Source organism: Pseudomonas sp. B15(2017) (assembly GCF_002113215.1).
Taxonomy (GTDB): domain Bacteria; phylum Pseudomonadota; class Gammaproteobacteria; order Pseudomonadales; family Pseudomonadaceae; genus Aquipseudomonas.
Window position 1 is genome coordinate 195,933 of sequence record NZ_NEJZ01000006.1, and the last position, 19,993, is coordinate 215,925.

Annotated in this window: 21 protein-coding genes and 1 tRNA gene; 6 read left to right on the plus strand and 16 right to left on the minus strand. The window is 61.3% G+C overall.

Annotation, left to right across the window (positions count from 1 at the left end; all coding sequences use genetic code 11):
• Nucleotides 1–41 precede the first annotated feature (41 nt).
• The gene (locus tag CAF73_RS11795) at nucleotides 42–1,427 is read right to left on the minus strand and encodes a heavy metal sensor histidine kinase (protein WP_085702774.1); all 1,386 of its coding nucleotides are present in this window, start codon (nucleotides 1,425–1,427) and stop codon (nucleotides 42–44) included.
• Nucleotides 1,417–2,097 carry a heavy metal response regulator transcription factor gene (locus tag CAF73_RS11800; protein ID WP_085697973.1) on the minus strand — a complete coding sequence of 227 codons (681 nt, stop codon included), beginning with the start codon at nucleotides 2,095–2,097 and terminating at the stop codon, nucleotides 1,417–1,419. The genes CAF73_RS11795 and CAF73_RS11800 overlap by 11 nt, the downstream gene beginning before the upstream one ends.
• 136 nt (nucleotides 2,098–2,233) lie before the next feature.
• On the opposite strand from CAF73_RS11800, the gene CAF73_RS11805 reads away from it, so the two are divergent.
• Nucleotides 2,234–2,716, plus strand: a complete 483-nt coding sequence (locus CAF73_RS11805; RefSeq protein WP_085702775.1) for a heme-binding protein — start codon at nucleotides 2,234–2,236, stop codon at nucleotides 2,714–2,716.
• A 16-nt stretch (nucleotides 2,717–2,732) separates the two neighbouring features.
• Nucleotides 2,733–3,143, plus strand: a complete 411-nt coding sequence (gene uraH, locus CAF73_RS11810) for a hydroxyisourate hydrolase (RefSeq protein ID WP_085702776.1) — start codon at nucleotides 2,733–2,735, stop codon at nucleotides 3,141–3,143.
• Between the two features lie 123 nt (nucleotides 3,144–3,266).
• On the opposite strand, the gene CAF73_RS11815 is transcribed toward uraH, so the two are convergent.
• Complete coding sequence (locus CAF73_RS11815; protein ID WP_085702777.1) at nucleotides 3,267–3,950, minus strand: Crp/Fnr family transcriptional regulator; 684 nt, start codon at nucleotides 3,948–3,950, stop codon at nucleotides 3,267–3,269.
• Nucleotides 3,951–4,035: 85 nt separating this feature from the next.
• On the opposite strand from CAF73_RS11815, the gene CAF73_RS11820 reads away from it, so the two are divergent.
• Entirely contained in the window at nucleotides 4,036–4,560 is a 525-nt protein-coding gene (locus CAF73_RS11820; protein ID WP_085702778.1) for a DUF962 domain-containing protein, read from the plus strand.
• Nucleotides 4,561–4,742: 182 nt separating this feature from the next.
• On the opposite strand, the gene CAF73_RS11825 is transcribed toward CAF73_RS11820, so the two are convergent.
• The 6 genes from CAF73_RS11825 to dibA all read right to left on the minus strand — a co-directional run bounded on the left by CAF73_RS11825 (nucleotide 4,743) and on the right by dibA (nucleotide 11,059).
• Nucleotides 4,743–5,732 (minus strand): sulfate/molybdate ABC transporter ATP-binding protein, encoded by a 990-nt coding sequence (locus CAF73_RS11825; RefSeq protein WP_085697968.1) that lies wholly within the window; start codon nucleotides 5,730–5,732, stop codon nucleotides 4,743–4,745.
• Nucleotides 5,733–5,735: 3 nt separating this feature from the next.
• Nucleotides 5,736–6,608, minus strand: coding sequence for a sulfate ABC transporter permease subunit CysW (cysW, locus tag CAF73_RS11830; RefSeq protein WP_007952817.1), 873 nt, complete (start codon nucleotides 6,606–6,608; stop codon nucleotides 5,736–5,738).
• Between the two features lie 13 nt (nucleotides 6,609–6,621).
• The gene (gene cysT, locus CAF73_RS11835; RefSeq protein WP_085702779.1) at nucleotides 6,622–7,440 is read right to left on the minus strand and encodes a sulfate ABC transporter permease subunit CysT; all 819 of its coding nucleotides are present in this window, start codon (nucleotides 7,438–7,440) and stop codon (nucleotides 6,622–6,624) included.
• A 172-nt stretch (nucleotides 7,441–7,612) separates the two neighbouring features.
• Nucleotides 7,613–8,626 (minus strand): sulfate ABC transporter substrate-binding protein, encoded by a 1,014-nt coding sequence (locus CAF73_RS11840; RefSeq protein ID WP_085702780.1) that lies wholly within the window; start codon nucleotides 8,624–8,626, stop codon nucleotides 7,613–7,615.
• A gap of 140 nt (nucleotides 8,627–8,766) precedes the next feature.
• Nucleotides 8,767–8,949 carry a sulfur starvation response protein OscA gene (oscA, locus tag CAF73_RS11845; RefSeq protein WP_022643503.1) on the minus strand — a complete coding sequence of 61 codons (183 nt, stop codon included), beginning with the start codon at nucleotides 8,947–8,949 and terminating at the stop codon, nucleotides 8,767–8,769.
• A 190-nt stretch (nucleotides 8,950–9,139) separates the two neighbouring features.
• Nucleotides 9,140–11,059 (minus strand): phosphodiesterase DibA, encoded by a 1,920-nt coding sequence (gene dibA, locus CAF73_RS11850; RefSeq protein WP_085702781.1) that lies wholly within the window; start codon nucleotides 11,057–11,059, stop codon nucleotides 9,140–9,142.
• 146 nt (nucleotides 11,060–11,205) lie between these two features.
• Here dibA and desA point away from each other — a divergent pair, with 146 nt between their 5' ends.
• Nucleotides 11,206–12,390, plus strand: a complete 1,185-nt coding sequence (gene desA / locus CAF73_RS11855; RefSeq protein WP_085697965.1) for a delta-9 fatty acid desaturase DesA — start codon at nucleotides 11,206–11,208, stop codon at nucleotides 12,388–12,390.
• Nucleotides 12,391–12,534: 144 nt separating this feature from the next.
• Nucleotides 12,535–13,524, plus strand: a complete 990-nt coding sequence (locus tag CAF73_RS11860) for a sensor domain-containing diguanylate cyclase (RefSeq protein WP_085702782.1) — start codon at nucleotides 12,535–12,537, stop codon at nucleotides 13,522–13,524.
• A 138-nt stretch (nucleotides 13,525–13,662) separates the two neighbouring features.
• Here the strand turns inward: CAF73_RS11860 and CAF73_RS11865 are convergent, their stop codons facing one another.
• The 6 genes from CAF73_RS11865 to CAF73_RS11890 all read right to left on the minus strand — a co-directional run bounded on the left by CAF73_RS11865 (nucleotide 13,663) and on the right by CAF73_RS11890 (nucleotide 19,366).
• A complete protein-coding gene (locus CAF73_RS11865; protein WP_085702783.1) occupies nucleotides 13,663–14,874 on the minus strand; it encodes a response regulator in 1,212 nt (403 codons plus the stop codon).
• A gap of 141 nt (nucleotides 14,875–15,015) precedes the next feature.
• Nucleotides 15,016–16,293, minus strand: coding sequence for a 4-aminobutyrate--2-oxoglutarate transaminase (gene gabT, locus CAF73_RS11870; protein WP_085697962.1), 1,278 nt, complete (start codon nucleotides 16,291–16,293; stop codon nucleotides 15,016–15,018).
• Between the two features lie 186 nt (nucleotides 16,294–16,479).
• Nucleotides 16,480–17,922, minus strand: a complete 1,443-nt coding sequence (gene gabD, locus CAF73_RS11875) for an NADP-dependent succinate-semialdehyde dehydrogenase (RefSeq protein WP_085702784.1) — start codon at nucleotides 17,920–17,922, stop codon at nucleotides 16,480–16,482.
• Between the two features lie 316 nt (nucleotides 17,923–18,238).
• The gene (locus CAF73_RS11880) at nucleotides 18,239–18,556 is read right to left on the minus strand and encodes a RebB family R body protein (RefSeq protein WP_085702785.1); all 318 of its coding nucleotides are present in this window, start codon (nucleotides 18,554–18,556) and stop codon (nucleotides 18,239–18,241) included.
• 43 nt (nucleotides 18,557–18,599) lie between these two features.
• Nucleotides 18,600–19,139 carry a hypothetical protein gene (locus CAF73_RS11885; RefSeq protein ID WP_085702786.1) on the minus strand — a complete coding sequence of 180 codons (540 nt, stop codon included), beginning with the start codon at nucleotides 19,137–19,139 and terminating at the stop codon, nucleotides 18,600–18,602.
• Complete coding sequence (locus CAF73_RS11890) at nucleotides 19,139–19,366, minus strand: RebB family R body protein (RefSeq protein ID WP_085684289.1); 228 nt, start codon at nucleotides 19,364–19,366, stop codon at nucleotides 19,139–19,141. The genes CAF73_RS11885 and CAF73_RS11890 overlap by 1 nt, the downstream gene beginning before the upstream one ends.
• 198 nt (nucleotides 19,367–19,564) lie before the next feature.
• On the opposite strand from CAF73_RS11890, the gene CAF73_RS11895 reads away from it, so the two are divergent.
• Nucleotides 19,565–19,641, plus strand: a tRNA-Arg gene (locus CAF73_RS11895).
• 67 nt (nucleotides 19,642–19,708) lie between these two features.
• Here the strand turns inward: CAF73_RS11895 and CAF73_RS11900 are convergent.
• Nucleotides 19,709–19,978: a hypothetical protein gene (locus CAF73_RS11900; protein ID WP_234206565.1), complete on the minus strand. Its 270-nt coding sequence runs from the start codon at nucleotides 19,976–19,978 to the stop codon at nucleotides 19,709–19,711.
• Between the last annotated feature and the right edge of the window lie 15 nt (nucleotides 19,979–19,993).

Sequence of the window (19,993 nt, forward strand, 5' to 3'; positions counted from 1 at the left end):
CTCGACTAGTGGGGGAGCAGGCTTGCCCGCGAAGAGGCCATTCAGATCGCTGCAAATCCAAGCTCAAAAACCGTACCCGTTGCACCACTGCTGACCCGCACCCGCCCTCCATGCAACTGCATGATCGACTGCACGATCGCCAGTCCCAAGCCGCCGGAATCTCCAGGCTGCGCGCGGGACGGGTCGACGCGGTAGAAGCGGTCGAACAGTTTGTCCAGATGCTCCTGCGCGATGACCGGGCCGAGGTTGTGGACTTGCAGCCAGCACATGCCGGGTTCGTCGCGCCGGCGCAGGCTGATGATCGAACCGGCGTCGGCATGGCGCACGGCGTTGGCCAACAGATTGCCCAAGGCGCGTTGCAGCAGTTGCTGATCGGCCAGCAATTCTCCGCTGAACGTGTTTTCGAGGCGGATTCCCCGGTCGTCGGCCAGGGCTTCGAAGTAGTCGCACAACTCATCGCCGATGTCGTGCAGTTCCAGCGTGCGCAGATCGAGCGCTCGCTCGGCTTGCTCGGCGCGGGCGAGAAACATCAGGTTTTCGGCCATGCGCTTGAGCCGCTCGAACTCCTCCATGTTCGACGCCAGCACTTCCTGATACTCGGCGCTGCTGCGCGGGTAATTGAGTGCCTGGCCGTTGCTCGCGAGCAAGGTGTGCAGGGGCGTGCGGATTTCATGGGCGAGGTCGGCGGAAAACTGTGAGAGGCGCTGGAAGCCATCGTCCAGCCGTACCAGCATGCCGTTCAGCGCGTGCACCGGTTCCAGCAATTCCGCTGGCGTGCCAGCGGTGGGAACGCGTTGATCGAGGCTGCGCAGGTCGATGCCGCGCAGCGCTTCACTCAGCTTGCGCAGAGGCCGCAAACCTCGGCGCAGCAGCACCAGGCCCAGCGTGAAGGCGAGCACGGCACCCAGCCCGACCGCCAGATACAAGCGCAGCCGATAGCTGCCTAGCATCTGCTCGCGCTCGCTCAAGACCTTGCCAGCAATCACGGTCAGCGCTTCACCGTTCGGACCTTGAGCCTGACCTGACAACAGCGCCAGCTCGACACCGTCCGCCGCTTGCCAGGTCAGCACATCGCGGCGTTGCGGCGGTTGTTCTCGCGCAATGGCCTGTACGGACGGCAGTTCGCGCTGACGAGGGTTGATCGTGATCACATTCGAGCCGTCCGCGCGTTGCACCAGCAGCAGACTGTCGAGGTTGCCCAGCATGTTCTGGTAAAGCCGTGGCCGCGCCTGCAAGGCGTCTAGGCTGTCGCTGTCGGCGAGCAGCGCGCGCACCTGTTCCAGGCGACCGAGCAACGCCATGTCGTCGCGCCAGGCGATTTCCGAGGCCAGCGAGCGATACAGGAACACGCCGATCGCGCTGAGTACCAGCGCGCAGACGGCAGCGAACGCCAGGGCCAGGCGCCAGGCGATGGATCTAGCGCGCATCGTCGGGCGCTTCGAGTTGATAGCCGACTCCGCGCACGGTGTGGATCAGTTTGGGCATGTACGGATCATCGACTTTCGAACGCAAGCGACGCACCGCGACTTCGACCATGTTGGTGTCGCTGTCGAAATTCAGGTTCCACACCTGCGAAGCGATCAGCGTACGCGACAGCACTTCGCCCTGGCGGCTGGCGAGCAGATGCAGCAGGGCGAATTCCTTGTTGGTCAGAGCGATGCGCTGGCCGCCCCGGCTGACGCGGCGGCGCAGCACGTCGATTTCCAGATCGGCGATGCTGTACGACTCAGCCTCACGCATTGGCCCGCGCCGCAACAACGTGCGCACCCGCGCCAGCAATTCGGCGAAGGCGAACGGTTTGAGCAAATAGTCATCGGCCCCCAGTTCGAGGCCGCGCACGCGGTCTTCGATGGCATCCTTCGCCGTCAGGAACAGCACCGGCGTGGCGCCGCGCTGACGGATCAGCTGGAGCAATTGCCAGCCGTTGAGGCCCGGCAGCATCACGTCGAGGATGATCAGGTCGTATTCCTGCTGCTCGATGAAGTAGCGCCCGTCGAGGCCATTGAGTGCCACGTCCACGGCGAAACCCGACTCGCCCAGCCCTTTGGCGAGGAAATTCGCGGTTTTGGCTTCATCTTCTACGACCAGCAAACGCATGGCACACCTCAATTGATCAGAGACACAGGCTAGGCTCCTTCGACCGTGTTGCCCATTACAAACTTGTAATCCGACTGACGAGGTTTCGACGGGGACCGGCGGATAAGGTGATGGCCTTCGCTTTTGGAACCTGCCCATGACCGCTAAATACCTGGTTGCCAGCCTGGCAATCGGCCTCGGCACTGCCGCATTCGCTACGCCGGAGCTGCCCCGTCACGCCGATCTCGATCTGAAAACCGCCCGGCTGCTGGCCGACGCGGCACTGGAAAACTGCACCGCCACGGTGTCGGTACTCGACCGTGGCGGCAATCTGCTGGTGACCTTGCGTGGCGACGGTATCGGCCCGCACAACACCGCCGCCAGCCAACGCAAGGCCTACACCGCGCTGTCGACGAAAACCCCGACCCGGCTGTTCGCCGAGCGCGCCCGCAGCAATCCGGAAACCGCCAACCTCAACACCCTTGATGAGTTGCTGCTGCTCGGCGGCGGCATTCCGCTATTCGTGGAAAAAGAACTGGTCGGCGCCATGGGCGTGGCCGGTTCCGGCGGCGGCGAGCAGGACGAAACCTGCGCAATCAAGGCTGCCGACATCGTCGGCCTGTCCATCAACCGTACTTGAACCCAGGAGCATCACCATGACCCCACTGCGCATGACTTTCGCCGCGCTCGGCCTGAGTGCTTTTTCGAGCCTGACACTGGCCGCCGGCAACCCGCTGAGCGTGCACGTGCTCAATCTGGAAAACGGCCTGCCGTCGCCGGGCATCAACGTGACGCTGGAGCGTCACGTCGGCCAGAACTGGCAGCCGCTGGCGCAGGGCACCACCAATGAACAGGGACGGATCGCCGAACTGTTCCCGGCGAACAAACCGTTCGAGGCGGGTGAATATCGGGTGGTGTTCAAGACCGGCGAGTACTTCGAGAAGGCGAAGCACGAAACGTTTTTCCCGGAGATTCCGGTGATTTTCAAAGTGAAACAGACGGATCAGCACTATCACATCCCACTGCTGCTGAGCCCTTATGGCTTCTCGACCTATCGCGGCTCGTAAGCCACATACATTTCCCCTGTGGGAGCGGGCTTGCCCGCGATGGCGTCGTGTCAATCGACATAGAGGACAACTGACAGCCCCCAATCGCGGGCAAGCCCGCTCCCACAGGGATAGTAGTGAACACTAAAGTGTGGCAAGTGCCCGCAGGCGATCAGTGTCGAGGATTTCGATTTCGCCATAACTCAAGCCGATAATCCCCTGCCCCTGCAACTCCTTGAGAATCTGATTAGTGGTCTGCCGCGACAGCGACAGCATCGACGCCAACTGCTCCTGAGGCAGTTGCAGCACGCGGCGCGGCGGGTCGAGTTCGCCGTAGCCTTCAGCGATCATCAGCAAGCGATGAGCCAGACGCGCCGGGGCCGGCAGCAGGCTCAGCTGTTCGAGGTTGATGAAGGTCAGGCGCAGTTTGTGGCTCATCAACAAAGCGAGATGCCGCCAGTAGACAGGTTGCTCGTCGAGCAATTTCAGCAATGTGGCTTGCGGGATATTCAGCAACAGACACGGGCCGACCGCATAAGCATCATGGGTGCGGGGCTGGCCGTCGAACAGGCAGATTTCGCCGAACCAGTGCGGCGCTTCCACCAGGCTCAGCAACGCCTCCTTGCCCTGCTCGCTGACCGCGCCGATGCGTACCGCGCCATCGAGCACCGCGTACAGCCCGCACGGCGCATCACCGCGCTGGAACAAGCGCTGTCCCGCCACCAGCCGCCGCTCCTTCGCCGCCGCCAGCAGACTATCCTGAAAGGACGAAGGCAGATGACTGAACCATTGCCCGGTCAACAGGCGCTCGCGCCAGACCTTATCCATGCGTTCTCCTAAAGATTGTCGCCTGCCTGACAGAGCGAGCCGTGAACCCGGGGCATGATTCGATCACCCTACAGGAGGAACAACAATGAAAAGCCTCGTCGATCATTTGAGTCAATACGCCGCTTACCACCGTGACCCGCGCAACATCGCCAGCCACTTTATCGGGATTCCGCTGATCGTAGTGGCGGTGGCCGTGCTGTTGTCGCGGCCGGAATGGTCGGTGGGCGAGTTGTGGATTTCGCCTGTCGTTATCGTGGCGCTGGCCTCAGCATGGTTTTACCTGCGACTGGAAGTGAAACTTGGTGTGTTGATGACCGCACTCATGGGGCTATCGGTCTGGGCCGGGCACGTCCTGGCGCAGCAGAGCACCATGGTCTGGCTCAGCAGCGGTCTGGCGATGTTTGTGATCGGCTGGGTGATCCAGTTTGTCGGTCACCACTACGAGGGGCGCAAACCGGCGTTTGTCGATGACTTGAGCGGGTTGATTGTCGGGCCGCTGTTTGTGGTGGCTGAACTGGCGTTCATGCTCGGGATGCGGCATGAGCTGAAAGAACAGATCGAAGCGCGGGCGGGTGTGGTGCGGGTCAATCCGAACAGGGCCGCTGTGTAGGCCGCTTTCGAGAGCAAGCTCGCTCCCACAGGGATCCAGTCGTTCACAAATGTCGTGTTCGCTGAAAAACTTTCGCTCGTTCCCACGCTCTGCGTGGGAATGAATCCCGTGACGCTCCGCGTCGCAGTGGACGCGGAGCGTCCATAGCGGCGTTCCCACGCGGAGCGTGGGAACGCGCGAGGTCAAACGTTGGCGACTTTCTGCCAGACCTTCGGCTTGAAGAACAACGTCTCACCCTTCGCCAACCCGGTCAGGCTGTCGTGATCCTTCACCACTTCCGCCTCGATCAGATCGGTTTGCCCCTCAACCTTCAGCGTCACCCGCGTGGTCGCGCCCAGCGGCCGGATATCGCGGACTTCAGCGGCATGGTGATCCTCCAGCTCATGCCGCGACAGCGACACTTCGTGGGGGCGGAACAGTACGTGATTGTCATCGCCCAGATGCAGACGGTTCGAGTCGCCGAGGAAGTGGTAGACGAAATCGCTGGCCGGGTTTTCGTAGACGTCGCCCGGTGAGCCGATCTGCTCGATCACACCCTTGTTCATCACCACGATTCGGTCGGCCACTTCCATTGCCTCTTCCTGGTCGTGGGTCACGAATACCGAGGTCAGGTTGATGTCTTCGTGCAGGCGCGCCAGCCAGCGGCGCAGCTCTTTACGCACCTTGGCGTCGAGGGCGCCGAACGGCTCGTCGAGCAGCAGCACTTTCGGCTCTACCGCCAGGGCACGGGCCAGGGCGATACGTTGACGCTGACCGCCGGACAGTTGCTCCGGATAACGATCCGACAGCCAGTCCAGTTGCACCATGTTCAGCAGCTCGTGAACCTTGGTCGCAATCTGGCTTTCGCTCGGGCGCTGGTTTTTCGGCTTCATGCGCAGGCCGAACGCGACGTTGTCGAACACGGTCATGTGGCGGAACAGGGCGTAATGCTGGAACACGAACCCGACGTTGCGATCCCGCACGTCGTGGCCGGAAACGTCTTCACCGTGGAACACGATGTTGCCGTTATCCGGGGTTTCCAGACCGGCAATGATGCGCAGCAAGGTGGTCTTGCCGCAGCCGGACGGGCCGAGCAGCGCCACCAGCTCACCGCTTTGGATGTCCAGGCTGATGTTGTCCAGCGCCTTGAACGCATTGAAATTCTTGCTGACGTTACGCACTTCGATCGACATGAATTATTCCTCCGCGGCGCTGGCGCGCAGGCGGTTGATACGGTTTTCGCTCCACTGCTTGAGCAGCAGGATGAAGAGCGCCAGGATCAGCAACAGGCTCGCCACGGCGAACGCGGCCACGTGGTTGTATTCGTTGTAGAGGATCTCGACATGCAGCGGCAAGGTGTTGGTCACCCCGCGAATGTGCCCGGAAACCACCGACACCGCGCCGAACTCACCCATGGCCCGCGCAGTACACAGCACCACGCCGTAGATCAGGCCCCACTTGATGTTGGGGACGGTCACGTGCCAGAACATCTGCCAGCCGTTGGCGCCGAGCAGACGCGCGGCTTCCTCTTCCTGAGTGCCTTGTTCCTGCATCAGCGGGATCAGCTCGCGGGCCACGAACGGCACGGTGACGAAGATCGTCGCCAGTACGATGCCCGGCAGGGCGAAGACGATCTGGATGTCATGATCCTGCAGCCACGGCCCGAACAGGCCCTGGGCGCCGAACATCAACACGTAGACCAGACCGGCGATCACCGGCGACACCGAGAACGGCAGGTCGATCAGCGTCACCAGCATGCTCTTGCCACGGAACGAGTATTTGCTCACGCACCACGCGGCGCTGACACCGAACACCAGGTTCAACGGGACCGAAATCAGCACCGCGATCACGGTGAGTTTCAGCGCCGACAAGGCATCCGGTTCAAAGATCGCAGTGAAGAAGGCACCGAGGCCGTTCTTCAATCCCTGCGACACCACAATGAACAGCGGCAGCACCAGGAACAGGAAGAAAATCAGCCAGCCGAGGCCGATCAGAATCCGCCGCGAAGTGGCACTGCCACGGCGGGCGGCATTGGCCGAGGAAGCGGCCGCAATAGACGATTGGGACATGGTTCGCGCCTCCTTATGGGGTTTCGATGCGCCGCTGCAGCAAGTTGATCAGCAGCAACAGGACGAAAGAAACCACCAGCATCAACACGCCGATGGAGGTAGCGCCGGTGTAATCGTATTGGTCGAGCTTGACCATGATCAGCAGCGGCAGGATCTCGGTTTTCATCGGCATGTTGCCGGCGATGAAAATCACCGAACCGTATTCGCCAACGCCCCGGGCGAACGCCAGGGCAAAACCGGTCAGCCAGGCTGGCAACAGCGCCGGCAGCAGGATGTGACGGAACACCTGCAGCGGTTTGGCACCGAGGCACGCCGCGGCTTCTTCGACTTCCCGCGGGATGTCCGCCAGCACCGGCTGCACCGTGCGCACCACGAACGGCAGGGTCACGAAGGTCAGCGCCAAGGTAATCCCGAGCGGGGTGTAGGCGATCTTGAAACCGAGGTCTGCAGCGAACTGCCCGACCAGCCCGGTCGGCGTGTAGAGCGCCGTCAGCGCGATACCGGCCACCGCGGTCGGCAGGGCGAACGGCAGATCGATCATCGCGTCGATCACCTTGCGTCCCGGGAACGTGTAGCGCACCAGAACCCAGGCCAGCAACGTGCCGATGATGCCGTTGATGATCGCGGCGCACAGCGCAGTGCCGAAGCTCAGCTTCAGTGCGGCCAGAACCCGGGGCGCGGAGATGATCGTCCAGAACTGATCCAAGGTGAGTTGGGCGGCGTGGACGAACATCGCCGCCAGCGGGATTAGCACAATCAGGCTGAGGTACACCAAGGTGTAGCCCAGCGTCAGCCCGAAGCCGGGTATGACGGGGGAGATACGACGCGACATAAAAGTCCTTGGTTAAAAAACGTTCCGCTGAACGCACTAATGTGGGAGCGAGCTTGCTCGCGAAGAGGGAGCATCATTCAACACTTACGTTGTCTGACACACCGCCTTCGCGAGCAAGCTCGCTCCCACATGGGGTGTCCGGCACTAAAGCTCGGTTGCAGCTTATTTCAGATTACTGCGCCTGATAGATCTGGTCGAACACGCCACCGTCGTTGAAGAATTTCGGCTGTGCGGTTTTCCAGCCGCCGAAGTCCTTGTCGATGGTCACCAGTTCCAGTTTCGGGAACTGCTGGGCGTACTTGGCAGCCACGTCCTTGTCACGCGGACGGTAGAAGTTCTTCGCCGCGATTTCCTGACCGGCCGGGCTGTACAGATGCTTGAGATAGGCTTCGGCGATCTGCTCGTTACCCTTCTTCTCGGCGTTCTTGTCGACCACGGCCACCGGAGGTTCGGCGAGGATCGACAGCGAAGGCACGACGATGTCGAACTTGTCCTTGCCGCCGTCTTCTTTGAGCGCCAGGAAGGCTTCGTTTTCCCAGGCCAGCAACACATCACCCTGACCGTTGTTGACGAAGGTAATGGTCGAGCCACGGGCGCCGGTGTCCAGAACCGGCACATGCTTGAACAGGGTCTGTACGTATTCCTTGGCTTTCGCTTCGTCGCCGCCGTTGGCTTTCAGGCCGTAGGCCCATGCCGCGAGGAAGTTCCAGCGTGCACCGCCGGAGGTTTTCGGGTTCGGGGTAATCACCGAGACGTCGTTCTTGATCAGATCGCCCCAGTCCTTGATGCCTTTCGGGTTGCCCTTGCGCACCAGGAACACGATGGTCGAGGTGTACGGAGTGCTGGCTTCCGGCAGACGCTTCTGCCAGTCGGCCGGCAGGGTCTTGCCGAGCTTGGCGATTTCGTCGATGTCGCCGGCCAGGGCCAGAGTCACGACGTCGGCGCGCAGACCGTCGATCACCGCACGGCCCTGCTTGCCCGAACCGCCATGGGATTGCTGGATTTTCACGGTGTCGCCAGCGTGTTCCGACTGCCAGTACTTCACGAATTCGGCGTTGTAATCCTGATAAAGCTCGCGCGTCGGGTCATACGACACGTTGAGCAGTTCGTAATCCTTGGCAACCGCGGAACCGGCAAACACAGCACTGGCCAGGGCGGCCAAAGCGTAACGGCGAATCGACGACATGGTGAAAGCTCCTGGAATTCCTGGTGGTGGCTTTTTCTTATGAATTTCGAAAATCGGGTTGCCTGTAAAGATCACCGCCTGCGCCCACTCTTGCGTTGATCCCCGGCAAGAGCGGGCGCAGGCTGGAATCTTTTTTCGATTCAGCTCGGCTTGTTGCCCGGTTGCTGCAAGCGGAATTTTTCTTTGCGTTCGATCTGGACCACCTGGGCGTTGTGCACAGTGATTTCCACCGCGCCGAATCGCAGGTCGCGCAAGGCGCTCTGGATTTCGCGAAGGATGGTGGCTTCGTCCTGACCGTCAACGCTACGCAGGGATGCGCTCATGGTGCTGCTCCTTTGGATGGGATATGCCTGGCAGTGGGCGGTACTGCGTTCGGCGTGGGAGCAATATAAGAGAGGCGCAGATATTCTTAAAAAGACTATTTAAGAATGTTTATATAACTGGAAAACATTATGTGATGCAGCAAGGGTTTGCGGCGGATTCGCCCGCCGGCAAACCTGCCGTACGCCGTCATCAACCGATCAAAGGCGCCCGGTTCCAGTCGATTTGCGCTTCCGGGACCGGCCGCCCGAACCAATAGCCTTGCCCCAGATCACAAGCCTGGCCCAACAGGAACGCCGCCTGTTCCGCCTGCTCGATGCCCTCGGCATGCACCTGCATCCCCATGCTGCGGGCCAGGGCAATGATCACGCGGACGATCGCTGCGTCGTCCTCGTCCCACGGCAGGCCGGCGACAAAACCCTGATCGATCTTGAGCTTCTGCACCGGCAGGCGCTTGAGCCGCAGCAACGACGAATAACCGGTGCCAAAGTCATCGATGGCCAGACGAATGCCCAGCTCGCGCAGACGATGCATCTGTTCCAGCGCGACTTCCGGATCGTCCATCACCGCGCTTTCGGTAACTTCCAGCTCCAGGTAGGCCGGATCCAGGCCCGTGTCGTGCAGCACCTGCGCAACCTGCTCGTACAACTCGCGGCGGGCGAACAAGCGTGATGACACGTTTACCGCGACAAACGACAGCACGACTCCCGCCTGCTGCCATTGGCACATCTGCCGGCAGGCCTGCTGCATGACCCAGGCGTCGATTTCCGAGATCAGCCCGGTGCGCTCGGCAATCGGGATGAACTCCGCCGGCGACACCAAGCCACGTTGCGGATGTTCCCAGCGCACCAGGGCCTCGACGCCGATCAGGCGACTGGTTTTCAGGTCGTGTACCGGTTGGTAGTAGACCCGCAGCTCCTGCTGCTCCAGCGCGCGGCGCAGTTCAAAGGCGATTTCGACCCGTTGCTGGGCGTGAGCCGTGAGCTCTTCGGTATACAGTGCGTAGCCATTGCGGCCACTGCTCTTGGCTTTGAACAGCGCCGCATCGGCGTTGCGCAACAGCTGTTCGGCGCTCAATGCATCGCTGGGAAACAGACTGATGCCGAGGCTGGCGTTGATGAACAGCTCATGGCCATCGAGGCAAAACGGCTCCTTGAGCGCATCGAGAATGCGTTGGGCCAGCGCCGCCGCCTGCGCCGGCTGTGGACAACTTTCCAGCAGGACTGCGAACTCGTCGCCACCCAGCCGCGCCAGGGTGATGCCCGTCCCGAACAACGCCTGCAAACGCACGGCGACCGCCTTGAGCAAACGGTCACCGATGGTGTGGCCGAGGCTGTCGTTGATCAGTTTGAAATGGTCCAGGTCGATCATCAGCAACGCGCAACCGCGCTTGTGGGTCTGCGCCGATGCCAGCGCCTGTTCGGCACGGTCGCTGAACAGCAGGCGATTGGGCAGGTCGGTCAGCGGATCGTGATGGGCCAGGTGCTTGAGCTCGTGCTCGGAATCCTTGATGGCGCTGATGTCGGAAAACACCGCGACGTAATGGCTGAGCCGATCGTCCTCGTCGCGGATCACCCGAATGGTTTGCCACTGTGGATAAATCTCGCCGCTCTTGCGCCGGTTCCAGATTTCGCCGCTCCACTCGTCCTTCGTCTGCAAGGTGGCGAACATCGCCTGATAGAACCCCGGAGGATGGTGCCCGGACTTGAACAGGCTGGGCTGCTGGCCAATGACTTCCTCGCGTTGATAGCCGGTGATTTCCATGAAGGTGCGATTGACGTGGACGATCAGCCCCTGTCGGTCCGTGACCAGCACGCCTTCGCGGGTGCAATCGAATACTGCAGCAGCCTGACGCAGGCGTTCGCGATCCGCCTGGCGTTCACGCAGTCGGGCACCGATGCCCAGGCATTCGAACAGCCGCGCACGGGCCAGGAAGATCAACCCGGCGCTGAGCGCTACGAACACGTAGCCGTTGATCAGTTGCCAGCGCAGCAGTTCGTCTGAGTGATCGAAGAAACTGTTCAATAAATAGCCAGTGCCTTGCAGCCACACAACCGCAAGGACCAGATAAAGCAGCGCTGCACGCAAGGCATCGCGGTAAGTGGCAGACATTCGGCCGTCCATGTCCCTACAAAATTGTCGGGATTATAAGTCAAGAAACATCCAGCCATCTCTTATCTGAAAGGGCGACTGGTTTTATCTGTGTGCTTGGTGATAATGCAACGGCTGTTTTTTCTTTATCGAGGGCCCTATAGCCTATGTGGTACGAAGGTTTTCTTGGCTTGTCGGCCTGGTCACTGGTCGCCGTCACCCTGGTGATGACCCACGTGACGATCGTTGCCGTCACGGTCTACTTGCACCGCTACTCGGCCCATCGCTCCCTGGAGCTGAATGCCGGCCTGAAGCATTTCTTCCGTTTCTGGCTGTGGCTGACCACCGCGCAGAACACCCGCGAGTGGACCGCCATCCACCGCAAACACCACGCCAAATGCGAAACCGAAGACGACCCGCACAGTCCGGTCGTCAAGGGTCTGTCCACCGTCCTGCGCAAAGGTGCCGAGCTGTACCGCGAAGAAGCGCAGAACCCGGAAACCCTGCGCATATACGGCAAGAACTGCCCCGAAGACTGGATCGAGCGCAACCTCTACAGCCGCTACCGGCTGCTGGGCGTGGCGATCATGGCCGTCGTCGACCTGCTGCTGTTCGGCACCATCGGCATCACCATCTGGGCGATCCAGATGATGTGGATCCCGGTCTGGGCGGCCGGTGTGGTCAACGGTCTGGGCCATGCCGTCGGCTACCGCAACTTCGAATGCCGCGACGCGGCGACCAATCTGGTGCCATGGGGCATCCTGATCGGCGGCGAAGAACTGCACAACAACCATCACACCTATCCCAACTCGGCCAAGCTGTCGGTCAGGAAGTGGGAGTTCGACCTCGGCTGGGCCTGGATCCAGGTCTTCAGCTTCCTGCGTCTGGCCAAGGTGCAACGGGTCGCCCCGATCGCCCACCGCGTCGAAGGCAAGGGCAGCCTGGACATGGACACCGCCATGGCGATCCTCAACAACCGCTTCCAGATCATGGCCCAGTACCGCAAGCTGGTGATCGGGCCGCTGGTGAAGCAGGAGCTGGCCAAGGTCGATCATTCGGTACGCCACCAGTTCCACCGGGCCAAACGCCTGTTGTCGCGGGAAACCAGCCTGCTGGAAGATCGCCACCACGTGCGCATCCAGAACATGTTCGAGCACAGCCAGGCGCTGAAGGTAATCTACGAGAAACGCCTGGCCCTGCAGCAGATCTGGGTCAAGACCAGCGCAAATGGCCACGACATGCTCGCTGCCATCAAGGAATGGGTACACGAGGCGGAGGCCAGTGGCATCCAGTCCCTGCGTGAATTCGCCGACCAGCTGAAAACCTACTCGCTGCGCCCTGCCACCGCCTGATGCCGTTGATCGGTGCGCCCGATTCCCGGGCGCACCCTTCGGAACTTCACCCCCGATCCCTATCTCAAAGACACTTCGCCACCCCCGGCGGGCTTTCCCGTGGCCGTTGTCGACTTCCCGGCACGCCCTTTGAGATTCGTGTCGATGGTCAACAACAATCAGAAAGACTCATCCCCTCCCCAGTGGCCCGAGGCCGCGCAAACCCTGATGGCATTGATGCACGCTCAGGGCGAAGTCGCCCGGCTGAGCGAACGCGAGCAACTGTTCAGCTCGCTGCTGGTCAGCGTCAACGCCGTGCTTTGGGCCTTCAACTGGGAAACCCGTCAGGTGCTGTATGTCAGCCCCGCCTATGAACGGATATTCGGCCGCTCCGCCGCCCTGCTGTTGGCCGACTACAACCAGTGGCGCGACAGCATCTACCCGGACGATCTGGAATACGCCGAACGCAGCCTCGCCGAAGTGCTGCACAAAGGCGCCGTGGAAGACCGCGAATACCGGATCATCGCCGCCGACGGCCAGGTGCGCTGGATCAGCGACAAGTGCTTCATCAACCGTCAGGACGAACCAGGGCAACCGGTGATCATCGTCGGCATCGCCGAAGACATCACTGACAAGAAGCAGATGGAAACCGAACTGCAACGCCTGGCCACCACCGACGTGCTGACCCAGAGCAGCAATCGCCGGCACTTCTTCGAATGCGCCCACCGCGAGTTCGAAGACGCCCGCCTGCAAGGCGCGCCACTGGCGTTTCTGCTGCTGGACATTGATGACTTCAAGGTGATCAACGACACCTACGGCCACCCGGAAGGCGACAACGTACTGCAACGAATCGCCGAATGCGGGCGAGCATCGTTACGCCGGGGAGACCTGTTCGGGCGGATTGGCGGTGAGGAATTTGCCGCGGTTTTCCCGGGCTGTGCGCCAGACATGGCGATGCAGGTGGCCGAACGGCTGCAACGGGAAATTCAGCGGCTGAGTTTCAACCACGGTGATCAGACGTTCGGCATCACCGTCAGCCAGGGCCTGACCAGCCTCACCCCGGATGACGAAAGCCTCGACACCCTGTTCGCCCGCGCGGACGCAGCGATGTACGAAGCCAAACGGCAGGGCAAGAACCGGATCATTTCCGCCTGATTCAAGACCTCAGCCCAACACAAGACTACTGTTGGAGCGAGCTTGCTCGCGAAGGCGTCTTGTCAGTCAACATAGCGCTGACTGGCATACCGCTTTCGCGAGCAAGCTCGCTCCCACAGGGATTCGTAGTGCGCGCGGTTATTTACGCATCCGCATCAGCTCCGGCAAGCCGATCTTGAGCAAGCGCGCCGTGCGGCTCTTCGCCAGCTCCTCAACGCCTTCATGCTCGGTCAGCCGCGCCATTTGCGCCGCCATGTTCATCACCAGCGCCTCGCGGGAGTACACCCCGCCACCGAGCTGGTAGACCGCGGCAATCAGCTCGCGCAACTCCAGCGGCAAGCGCCAGCGCGTGCGTAACGCCGAGCCATACGCTGCGCCGAATTCCGCCAGCGCATCGCCGACTTCCTCCAGTTCATCCAGCTCGCCGCCGGCCTGCTTCCATTCCTGCAGACAACGCAGCAGTGCCAGGTCGCCGAGGCGATGGAGCATCCCGGCGCAATAGCAGCGTTCCTGATCCAGATCGAGCAGCCGCGCCAGCGTGCGCGCGTACTCGGCGGTGTGCAGCGACAGGCCCCAATAGCGCTCGGCGTAATCGGCCAGGCACGGATCGCTCAGTCGGGCGCTGCGCTTGAGTGCAAGGCCAAGGATCAGGTTCATGCTCTGCCCGGTGCCCAGGCGATGCAGCGCCTGCGCCAAGGTCTGCACCGGCGCGCCATGGTGCTGGGCGGCGCTGTTGGCGGCGGCAATCAACACGGCGGTGATCTGCGGATCGGTGCGGATTTCCTCCTCCAGCAGCTTCAGGTCCAGCCCATTGGGATTGAGGCTGCGTTTGACTGCCACCTGCACATCGGTCATCAGCGGTGCGCCATCGGCCTGTTCGCGGCGACGTTCGAGGAATACCGAGAGGGTCATGCCCGGCGCCAGTGCAGGTACTTCACAGAACACTTCCTCGCCGGCGTTCAGCAGCAGTCCCTGCAAACGCTCGGTCAGGCTTTCCATGTTCAGGGGTTTGGCCAGGTAGGCGGTCGGCGCCATCGGCAGGGCTTCGCGCACGCTGGCGCTGTCGTTGCGGCTGCTCATCAAAATGAACGGCAGCGGCGGGTTGCGTTTGCGCTGGCGGACACTGCGCAACACGCTCAAGCCATCGACGCCGGGCAATTCCCAGTCGACGATCGCCAGGTCATACGGGACTTCGCTGAGCAGCGACATCGCCTCCTGGCCATCGGCGCACAGGTCCAGCCGCGCATCGCAGCGCACATTCAGCAGCACTTGTTTGAGCAGATCACGCGACCAGGGATCGGCCTCGGCAATCAGCACCCGGGGTACAGCGGGTAAATCGACGGCAGTCATGCTCGCCCTCCCTTGCAATGCTTGAACCTTAGCCAATGCTGGCGTTTCGGTACAACCTGAAAACCGCGCAAGTGTTTCTCCGGGCATGAAAAAACCCGCCGAAGCGGGTTTTTTGTCGATCCGATCACACGGTGCTACGGATTACAGCTCCGAGAAGCACTCTTCGATGATCGCCAGGCCTTTGTCCAGTTGCTCGTCCGGCGAAGTCAGCGGTACCAGGACGCGCAGAACGTTGCCGTAGGTGCCGCAGGACAGCAGGATCAGGCCCTTTTCACGCGCCTTGGCCACGACAGCCGCGACAGCGGTCGGGTTTGGCTTGTGGCTGTCGCCGTTTTCGAACAGCTCGACTGCGATCATGGCACCCAGGGCACGGACTTCGCCGATCACCGGGTACTTGGCCTGGATGGCCTTCAGGCCGGTGACCAGACGCTCGCCGACAGCCTTGCAGCGGTCCAGCAGTTTTTCTTCTTCGAACACTTCCATCACGGCCAGGGCCGCGGCGCAAGCGATCGGGCTACCGGCGTAGGTGCCGCCCAGGCCGCCTGGAGCGATGGCGTCCATGTATTCGGCCTTGCCGCACACACCGGCCAGCGGGAAGCCGCCAGCGATGGATTTGGCGAAAGTGGTCAGGTCGGCAGCAACGCCCATCTGTTCCATGGCGAAGAAAGTGCCGGTACGGCCAGCGCCGGTCTGCACTTCGTCAGCGATCAGCAGGATGCCGTGCTGGTCGCACAGGGCACGCAGACGCTTCATGAATTCTTTCGGTGCGACGTAGAAACCACCTTCACCCTGCACAGGCTCGATGATGATCGCGGCGATGTCTTTCGGCTCGGCGTCGTTCTTGAAGATGCGCTCGATGGAAGCGATCGAGTCGTCGATGCTCACGCCGTGCAGTTCGTTCGGGTACAGCGCGCGGAAGATGCCGCCTGGCATCAGGCCCATGCCGGCCGAGTAAGGCACGACTTTACCGGTCAGGCCCAGGGTCATCATGGTGCGACCGTGGTAAGCGCCGGTGAAGGCGATCACGCCAGCGCGGCCAGTGGCGGCACGGGCGATCTTCACGGCGTTTTCAACGGCTTCGGAGCCGGTGGTCACCAGCAGGGTTTTCTTGGCGAAGTCGCCTGGTACGCGAGCGTTGATTTTCTCGCACAGCTCGACGTACGGCTCGTAGGCCAACACCTGGAAGCAGGTGTGGGTCAGCTTGTTCAGCTGCTCGGTCACGGCGGCGATGATTTTCGGGTGCACGTGGCCGGTGTTCAGTACGGCGATACCACCGGCGAAGTCGATGAATTCACGACCCTCAACGTCGGTCACGGTCGCGTTCTTCGCGGACTCGGCGAAGATCGGGTGAATCTGGCCAACACCACGTGGAACAGCAGCGGTACGGCGGGCCATCAAGTCAGCGTTAGTCTTGCTCATTACAGTCCTCATTCGCCGCTCATCGGGCGGCGTGGTTCAAGGATTAAGCGGGAGGAATCGGCGGTGGCAGCATGCGATGATCGACTGCCACGGCGTTCCCGGCCGCAGAGAAAATTCCGGTTTGAAGCGACGCAAAGGGACAGCGCTCTCGTGCCCTTTGCGTTTACAGCGATCTTCTACCGAGGCTTAGATGCCCAGGCAGAGGTATTTGATTTCCAGGTAATCTTCGATGCCGTACTTGGAGCCTTCACGGCCCAGGCCCGAGGCCTTGATGCCGCCGAACGGCGCGACTTCGTTGGAGATCAGCCCGGTGTTGACGCCGACCATGCCGTATTCCAGGGCTTCAGCCACACGGAACACACGGCCCAGGTCGCGAGCGTAGAAGTACGAGGCCAGACCGAACTCGGTATCGTTCGACATCGCGATCACGTCGGCTTCGTCTTTGAAGCGGAACAGCGGCGCCAGCGGACCGAAGGTTTCTTCCTTGGCGACAGCTGCGTCTTTCGGCACGTTGGTCAGGATGGTCGGCTCAAAGAAGTTGCCTTCCATCGGTTTGCCACCGGCCAGCACAGTTGCGCCTTTGCCCACGGCGTCAGCGATGTGCTCTTGCACCTTGGCCACGGCTTTCTCGTCAATCAGCGGGCCAGTGGTAGTGCCGTCTTCCAGACCGTTGCCGATCTTCAGCTTGGCGACTGCCGCTTTCAGCTTCTCGGCGAAGGCGTCGTAGACCGAATCCTGAATGTACAGACGGTTGGCGCAGACGCAGGTCTGGCCGTTGTTGCGGTACTTGGAAATGATCGCGCCTTCGACGGCCTTATCCAGGTCCGCGTCGTCGAACACGATGAATGGCGCGTTGCCGCCCAGTTCCAGGGAGACTTTCTTGATGTCCTTGGCGCATTCCGACATCAGCTGACGGCCGATTTCGGTCGAGCCGGTGAAGGACAGTTTGCGCACGATCGGGTTGCTGGTCAGCTCGCTGCCGATGTCGCCTGCACTGCCGGACACCACGCTGAACACACCTTTAGGGATGCCGGCGCGCTGGGCCAGTTCAGCCAGGGCGAAGGCGGAGAACGGCGTTTGCGAAGCAGGCTTGAGCACCATGGTGCAACCGGCGGCCAGCGCAGGACCGGCTTTACGGGTGATCATCGCCGCCGGGAAGTTCCACGGGGTGATGGCGGCGGTCACGCCGATCGGCTGCTTGATCACGATCAGGCGCTTGTCCGGCTGGTGGCCCGGAATCACGTCACCGTAGATACGCTTGGCTTCTTCGGCGAACCACTCGATGAACGAAGCGGCGTAAACGATTTCGCCCTTGGCTTCGGCCAGTGGTTTGCCTTGTTCGAGGGTCATCAGGCGAGCGAGGTCGTCCTGGTTCTCGATCATCAGTTCGAACCAGCGACGCAGTTTGCCTGCGCGCTCCTTGGCGGTCAGTGCACGCCAGGCCGGCAGCGCCTTGTCGGCGGCTTCGATGGCACGGCGGGTTTCGGCAGCGCCCATTTTCGGCACGGTGCCCAGAATTTCGCCGGTGGCCGGGTTGTTGACCTTGATCGTCTGACCGTTGTCCGCGTCGACCCATGCGCCATCGATGAAGGCTTGCTGGCGGAACAACTGGGTGTCTTTAAGCTGCATGTCGGCTTTCCTTAACAGCACCGCGCAAGGCGCGGAGCAAAATTATGATTGTAGAAAGGCGCCTCGCAAGGCTGCCGTCAGGGAAATCATTTACCGGGCTGGCACATAACAGCGCACGACTCAAATGGCGTGCGACTCAGCACCTGGATAAGGAGCGTTTGAAATCTCAAACGAATCCTAGGTTCAAAGGGGTTGAAGGACAATAGGGCGTTCGAAAAAAAGAACAAAAACGCCGCAATTGCTGAACATTTCAGATCAACGTACAAGTGCCTCTGTTCCCTGCCACCGTCGAACGGCAGGGAACAGAGGATGGTGACTACTTATCCTGAAACGATTTGAGCACCGTCAACAGACTGGTCAGGTTGTCAGCCACCCCCGTCTGCGCGACTTTCTCCGTGGCCGCGGCGCCGGCTGTGGTATCAACTCTGTAAATCTGCATCACGCCCTGATTGGTCGCCGCTTGCGCCAGGGTGTTCTGTTGCTGTTGGGCACTGACGGCGTTCTCGAACAGGATGCCGGTCGAGTGCGCCAGGCTCTGGTAAAGGCTGCCCATCGCCATGGCCGGCGCTTCGGCCACAACCTTGACGCTGGTCTGGGTGACTGCATCGGTAATCTGATCATTCACGGTTGCCATGTTCCGACTCCTTTCAAGGGACAGTGGGTGTTGCAAATATTGCTCAGGCGCCGGACGACCGCTCAGGCTGGCTGGCGCTGAACTGGGCAATGCTCTGATTGATTCGCTCAAGTGCCTGGTCCACTCCGTCGGCGTCCAGCACCCCGCTCGCCGCGGCCACCGCCGCAGCTCCGCCTACCAGCAGATGGGTATTCAACGCGCCGAGCGCACTTTCGGTGGCGGCGTCGAGGTCATCCTTGATGATGCTCTCGGTCATCTTGCGCAGCAGCACACCTTGAGAAGCCAGAGCGAGTTTGGTGACACCGTCGAAGTAGCTCGCCGCCGACTGCGCCACCAATCCGCTGGCCTGACGAATCAGCAGCTCCGAACCCAGCGACGCCAGTGCGGGCGCATTGGCCGCCAACTGAGTGTTGAGCAGGTTCACCGCTTCGACGATCTGTCGGTTCAAGGCGTCGGCACCCACGCCCTCAGCCGATTGCTGAAGCAGATGCTCGTTGAGTGATTCGAGCAATGAAGCCGCAGCGGTGGCCGGATCAACGGCCGGCTGTTGCGCATCGTCGGTCTGCGCCTTTTCCCTGGCCATCAGGATCGCCCTCCCACCGCCAGAATCTGCTGCACGGCCGCCGCCACGGTGGCGTTGCCGATAATGTTCAGCGCCTGCTGATGACTGACCGCGTTCTGCAACGCCAGACTGACCGCATGACTGCTGACCTGAGTCAGCGTAGCAATGGCCGTGGCCGGTGCAGAACCGACGACCTGCACGGTCGATTGGGTGACAGAGTCGGTGATTTGAGGATTGACGACGCTCATGCTTTTCTCCCTGAATAAGGCGATCGAGGAACCCGCCGCAGGAAAACAATAGAACAGCTGCGCCAAACTGCCACGAGAGCGTTTTGCAGGACGTTACAGCCTTTTGGAATGCGCCCTGCACCGACACAAACACTGACAATGACCCGGCAAAAACCGGCATGGACGCCCCGAGCCGACCTAGGTATGATGTCGCCCGCTGCACCAGTAGCTCAGCTGGATAGAGTACTGCCCTCCGAAGGCAGGGGTCGTGGGTTCGAATCCCGCCTGGTGCGCCATTGATTTAAACGAGAAAGCCCCGGACTGTGATGGTCCGGGGCTTTTTTGTGCCTGCCGACCGGCGACTCACTCCGTCGTCCAGTCAAACTCGTCATATTCATCATCGTCTTCTTCGTCCTCGATCAACTCATCATCGAGAACGTCTTCTTGCAGATCCTCTTCGGCCTGTTTGGCCAGAAGAAACTCCTTGCGACTCTCCGTCACTGCCCGCCGCAGTTCCTCACCCTTCACCGGGCAGTTGAGCATTTGGGCGATGCGGTCGATTTTTTGGGCCACGGCATCCTCCAGCGCATCGGCAATGACCCGATAGTGCGCGTTTTTGCGGGTCAATGCCAAATGGCGGATCACTGA

Excerpts from the sequence above, each read along its gene's own strand:
- CAF73_RS11795 (WP_085702774.1), bottom strand. The coding sequence starts at position 1,427 with ATGCGCGCTAGATCCATCGCCTGGCGCCTGGCCCTGGCGTTCGCTGCC.
- CAF73_RS11800 (WP_085697973.1), bottom strand. The coding sequence starts at position 2,097 with ATGCGTTTGCTGGTCGTAGAAGATGAAGCCAAAACCGCGAATTTCCTC.
- CAF73_RS11805 (WP_085702775.1), top strand. The coding sequence starts at position 2,234 with ATGACCGCTAAATACCTGGTTGCCAGCCTGGCAATCGGCCTCGGCACT.
- uraH (WP_085702776.1), top strand. The coding sequence starts at position 2,733 with ATGACCCCACTGCGCATGACTTTCGCCGCGCTCGGCCTGAGTGCTTTT.
- CAF73_RS11815 (WP_085702777.1), bottom strand. The coding sequence starts at position 3,950 with ATGGATAAGGTCTGGCGCGAGCGCCTGTTGACCGGGCAATGGTTCAGT.
- CAF73_RS11820 (WP_085702778.1), top strand. The coding sequence starts at position 4,036 with ATGAAAAGCCTCGTCGATCATTTGAGTCAATACGCCGCTTACCACCGT.
- CAF73_RS11825 (WP_085697968.1), bottom strand. The coding sequence starts at position 5,732 with ATGTCGATCGAAGTGCGTAACGTCAGCAAGAATTTCAATGCGTTCAAG.
- cysW (WP_007952817.1), bottom strand. The coding sequence starts at position 6,608 with ATGTCCCAATCGTCTATTGCGGCCGCTTCCTCGGCCAATGCCGCCCGC.
- cysT (WP_085702779.1), bottom strand. The coding sequence starts at position 7,440 with ATGTCGCGTCGTATCTCCCCCGTCATACCCGGCTTCGGGCTGACGCTG.
- CAF73_RS11840 (WP_085702780.1), bottom strand. The coding sequence starts at position 8,626 with ATGTCGTCGATTCGCCGTTACGCTTTGGCCGCCCTGGCCAGTGCTGTG.
- oscA (WP_022643503.1), bottom strand. The coding sequence starts at position 8,949 with ATGAGCGCATCCCTGCGTAGCGTTGACGGTCAGGACGAAGCCACCATC.
- dibA (WP_085702781.1), bottom strand. The coding sequence starts at position 11,059 with ATGTCTGCCACTTACCGCGATGCCTTGCGTGCAGCGCTGCTTTATCTG.
- desA (WP_085697965.1), top strand. The coding sequence starts at position 11,206 with ATGTGGTACGAAGGTTTTCTTGGCTTGTCGGCCTGGTCACTGGTCGCC.
- CAF73_RS11860 (WP_085702782.1), top strand. The coding sequence starts at position 12,535 with ATGGTCAACAACAATCAGAAAGACTCATCCCCTCCCCAGTGGCCCGAG.
- CAF73_RS11865 (WP_085702783.1), bottom strand. The coding sequence starts at position 14,874 with ATGACTGCCGTCGATTTACCCGCTGTACCCCGGGTGCTGATTGCCGAG.
- gabT (WP_085697962.1), bottom strand. The coding sequence starts at position 16,293 with ATGAGCAAGACTAACGCTGACTTGATGGCCCGCCGTACCGCTGCTGTT.
- gabD (WP_085702784.1), bottom strand. The coding sequence starts at position 17,922 with ATGCAGCTTAAAGACACCCAGTTGTTCCGCCAGCAAGCCTTCATCGAT.
- CAF73_RS11880 (WP_085702785.1), bottom strand. The coding sequence starts at position 18,556 with ATGGCAACCGTGAATGATCAGATTACCGATGCAGTCACCCAGACCAGC.
- CAF73_RS11885 (WP_085702786.1), bottom strand. The coding sequence starts at position 19,139 with ATGGCCAGGGAAAAGGCGCAGACCGACGATGCGCAACAGCCGGCCGTT.
- CAF73_RS11890 (WP_085684289.1), bottom strand. The coding sequence starts at position 19,366 with ATGAGCGTCGTCAATCCTCAAATCACCGACTCTGTCACCCAATCGACC.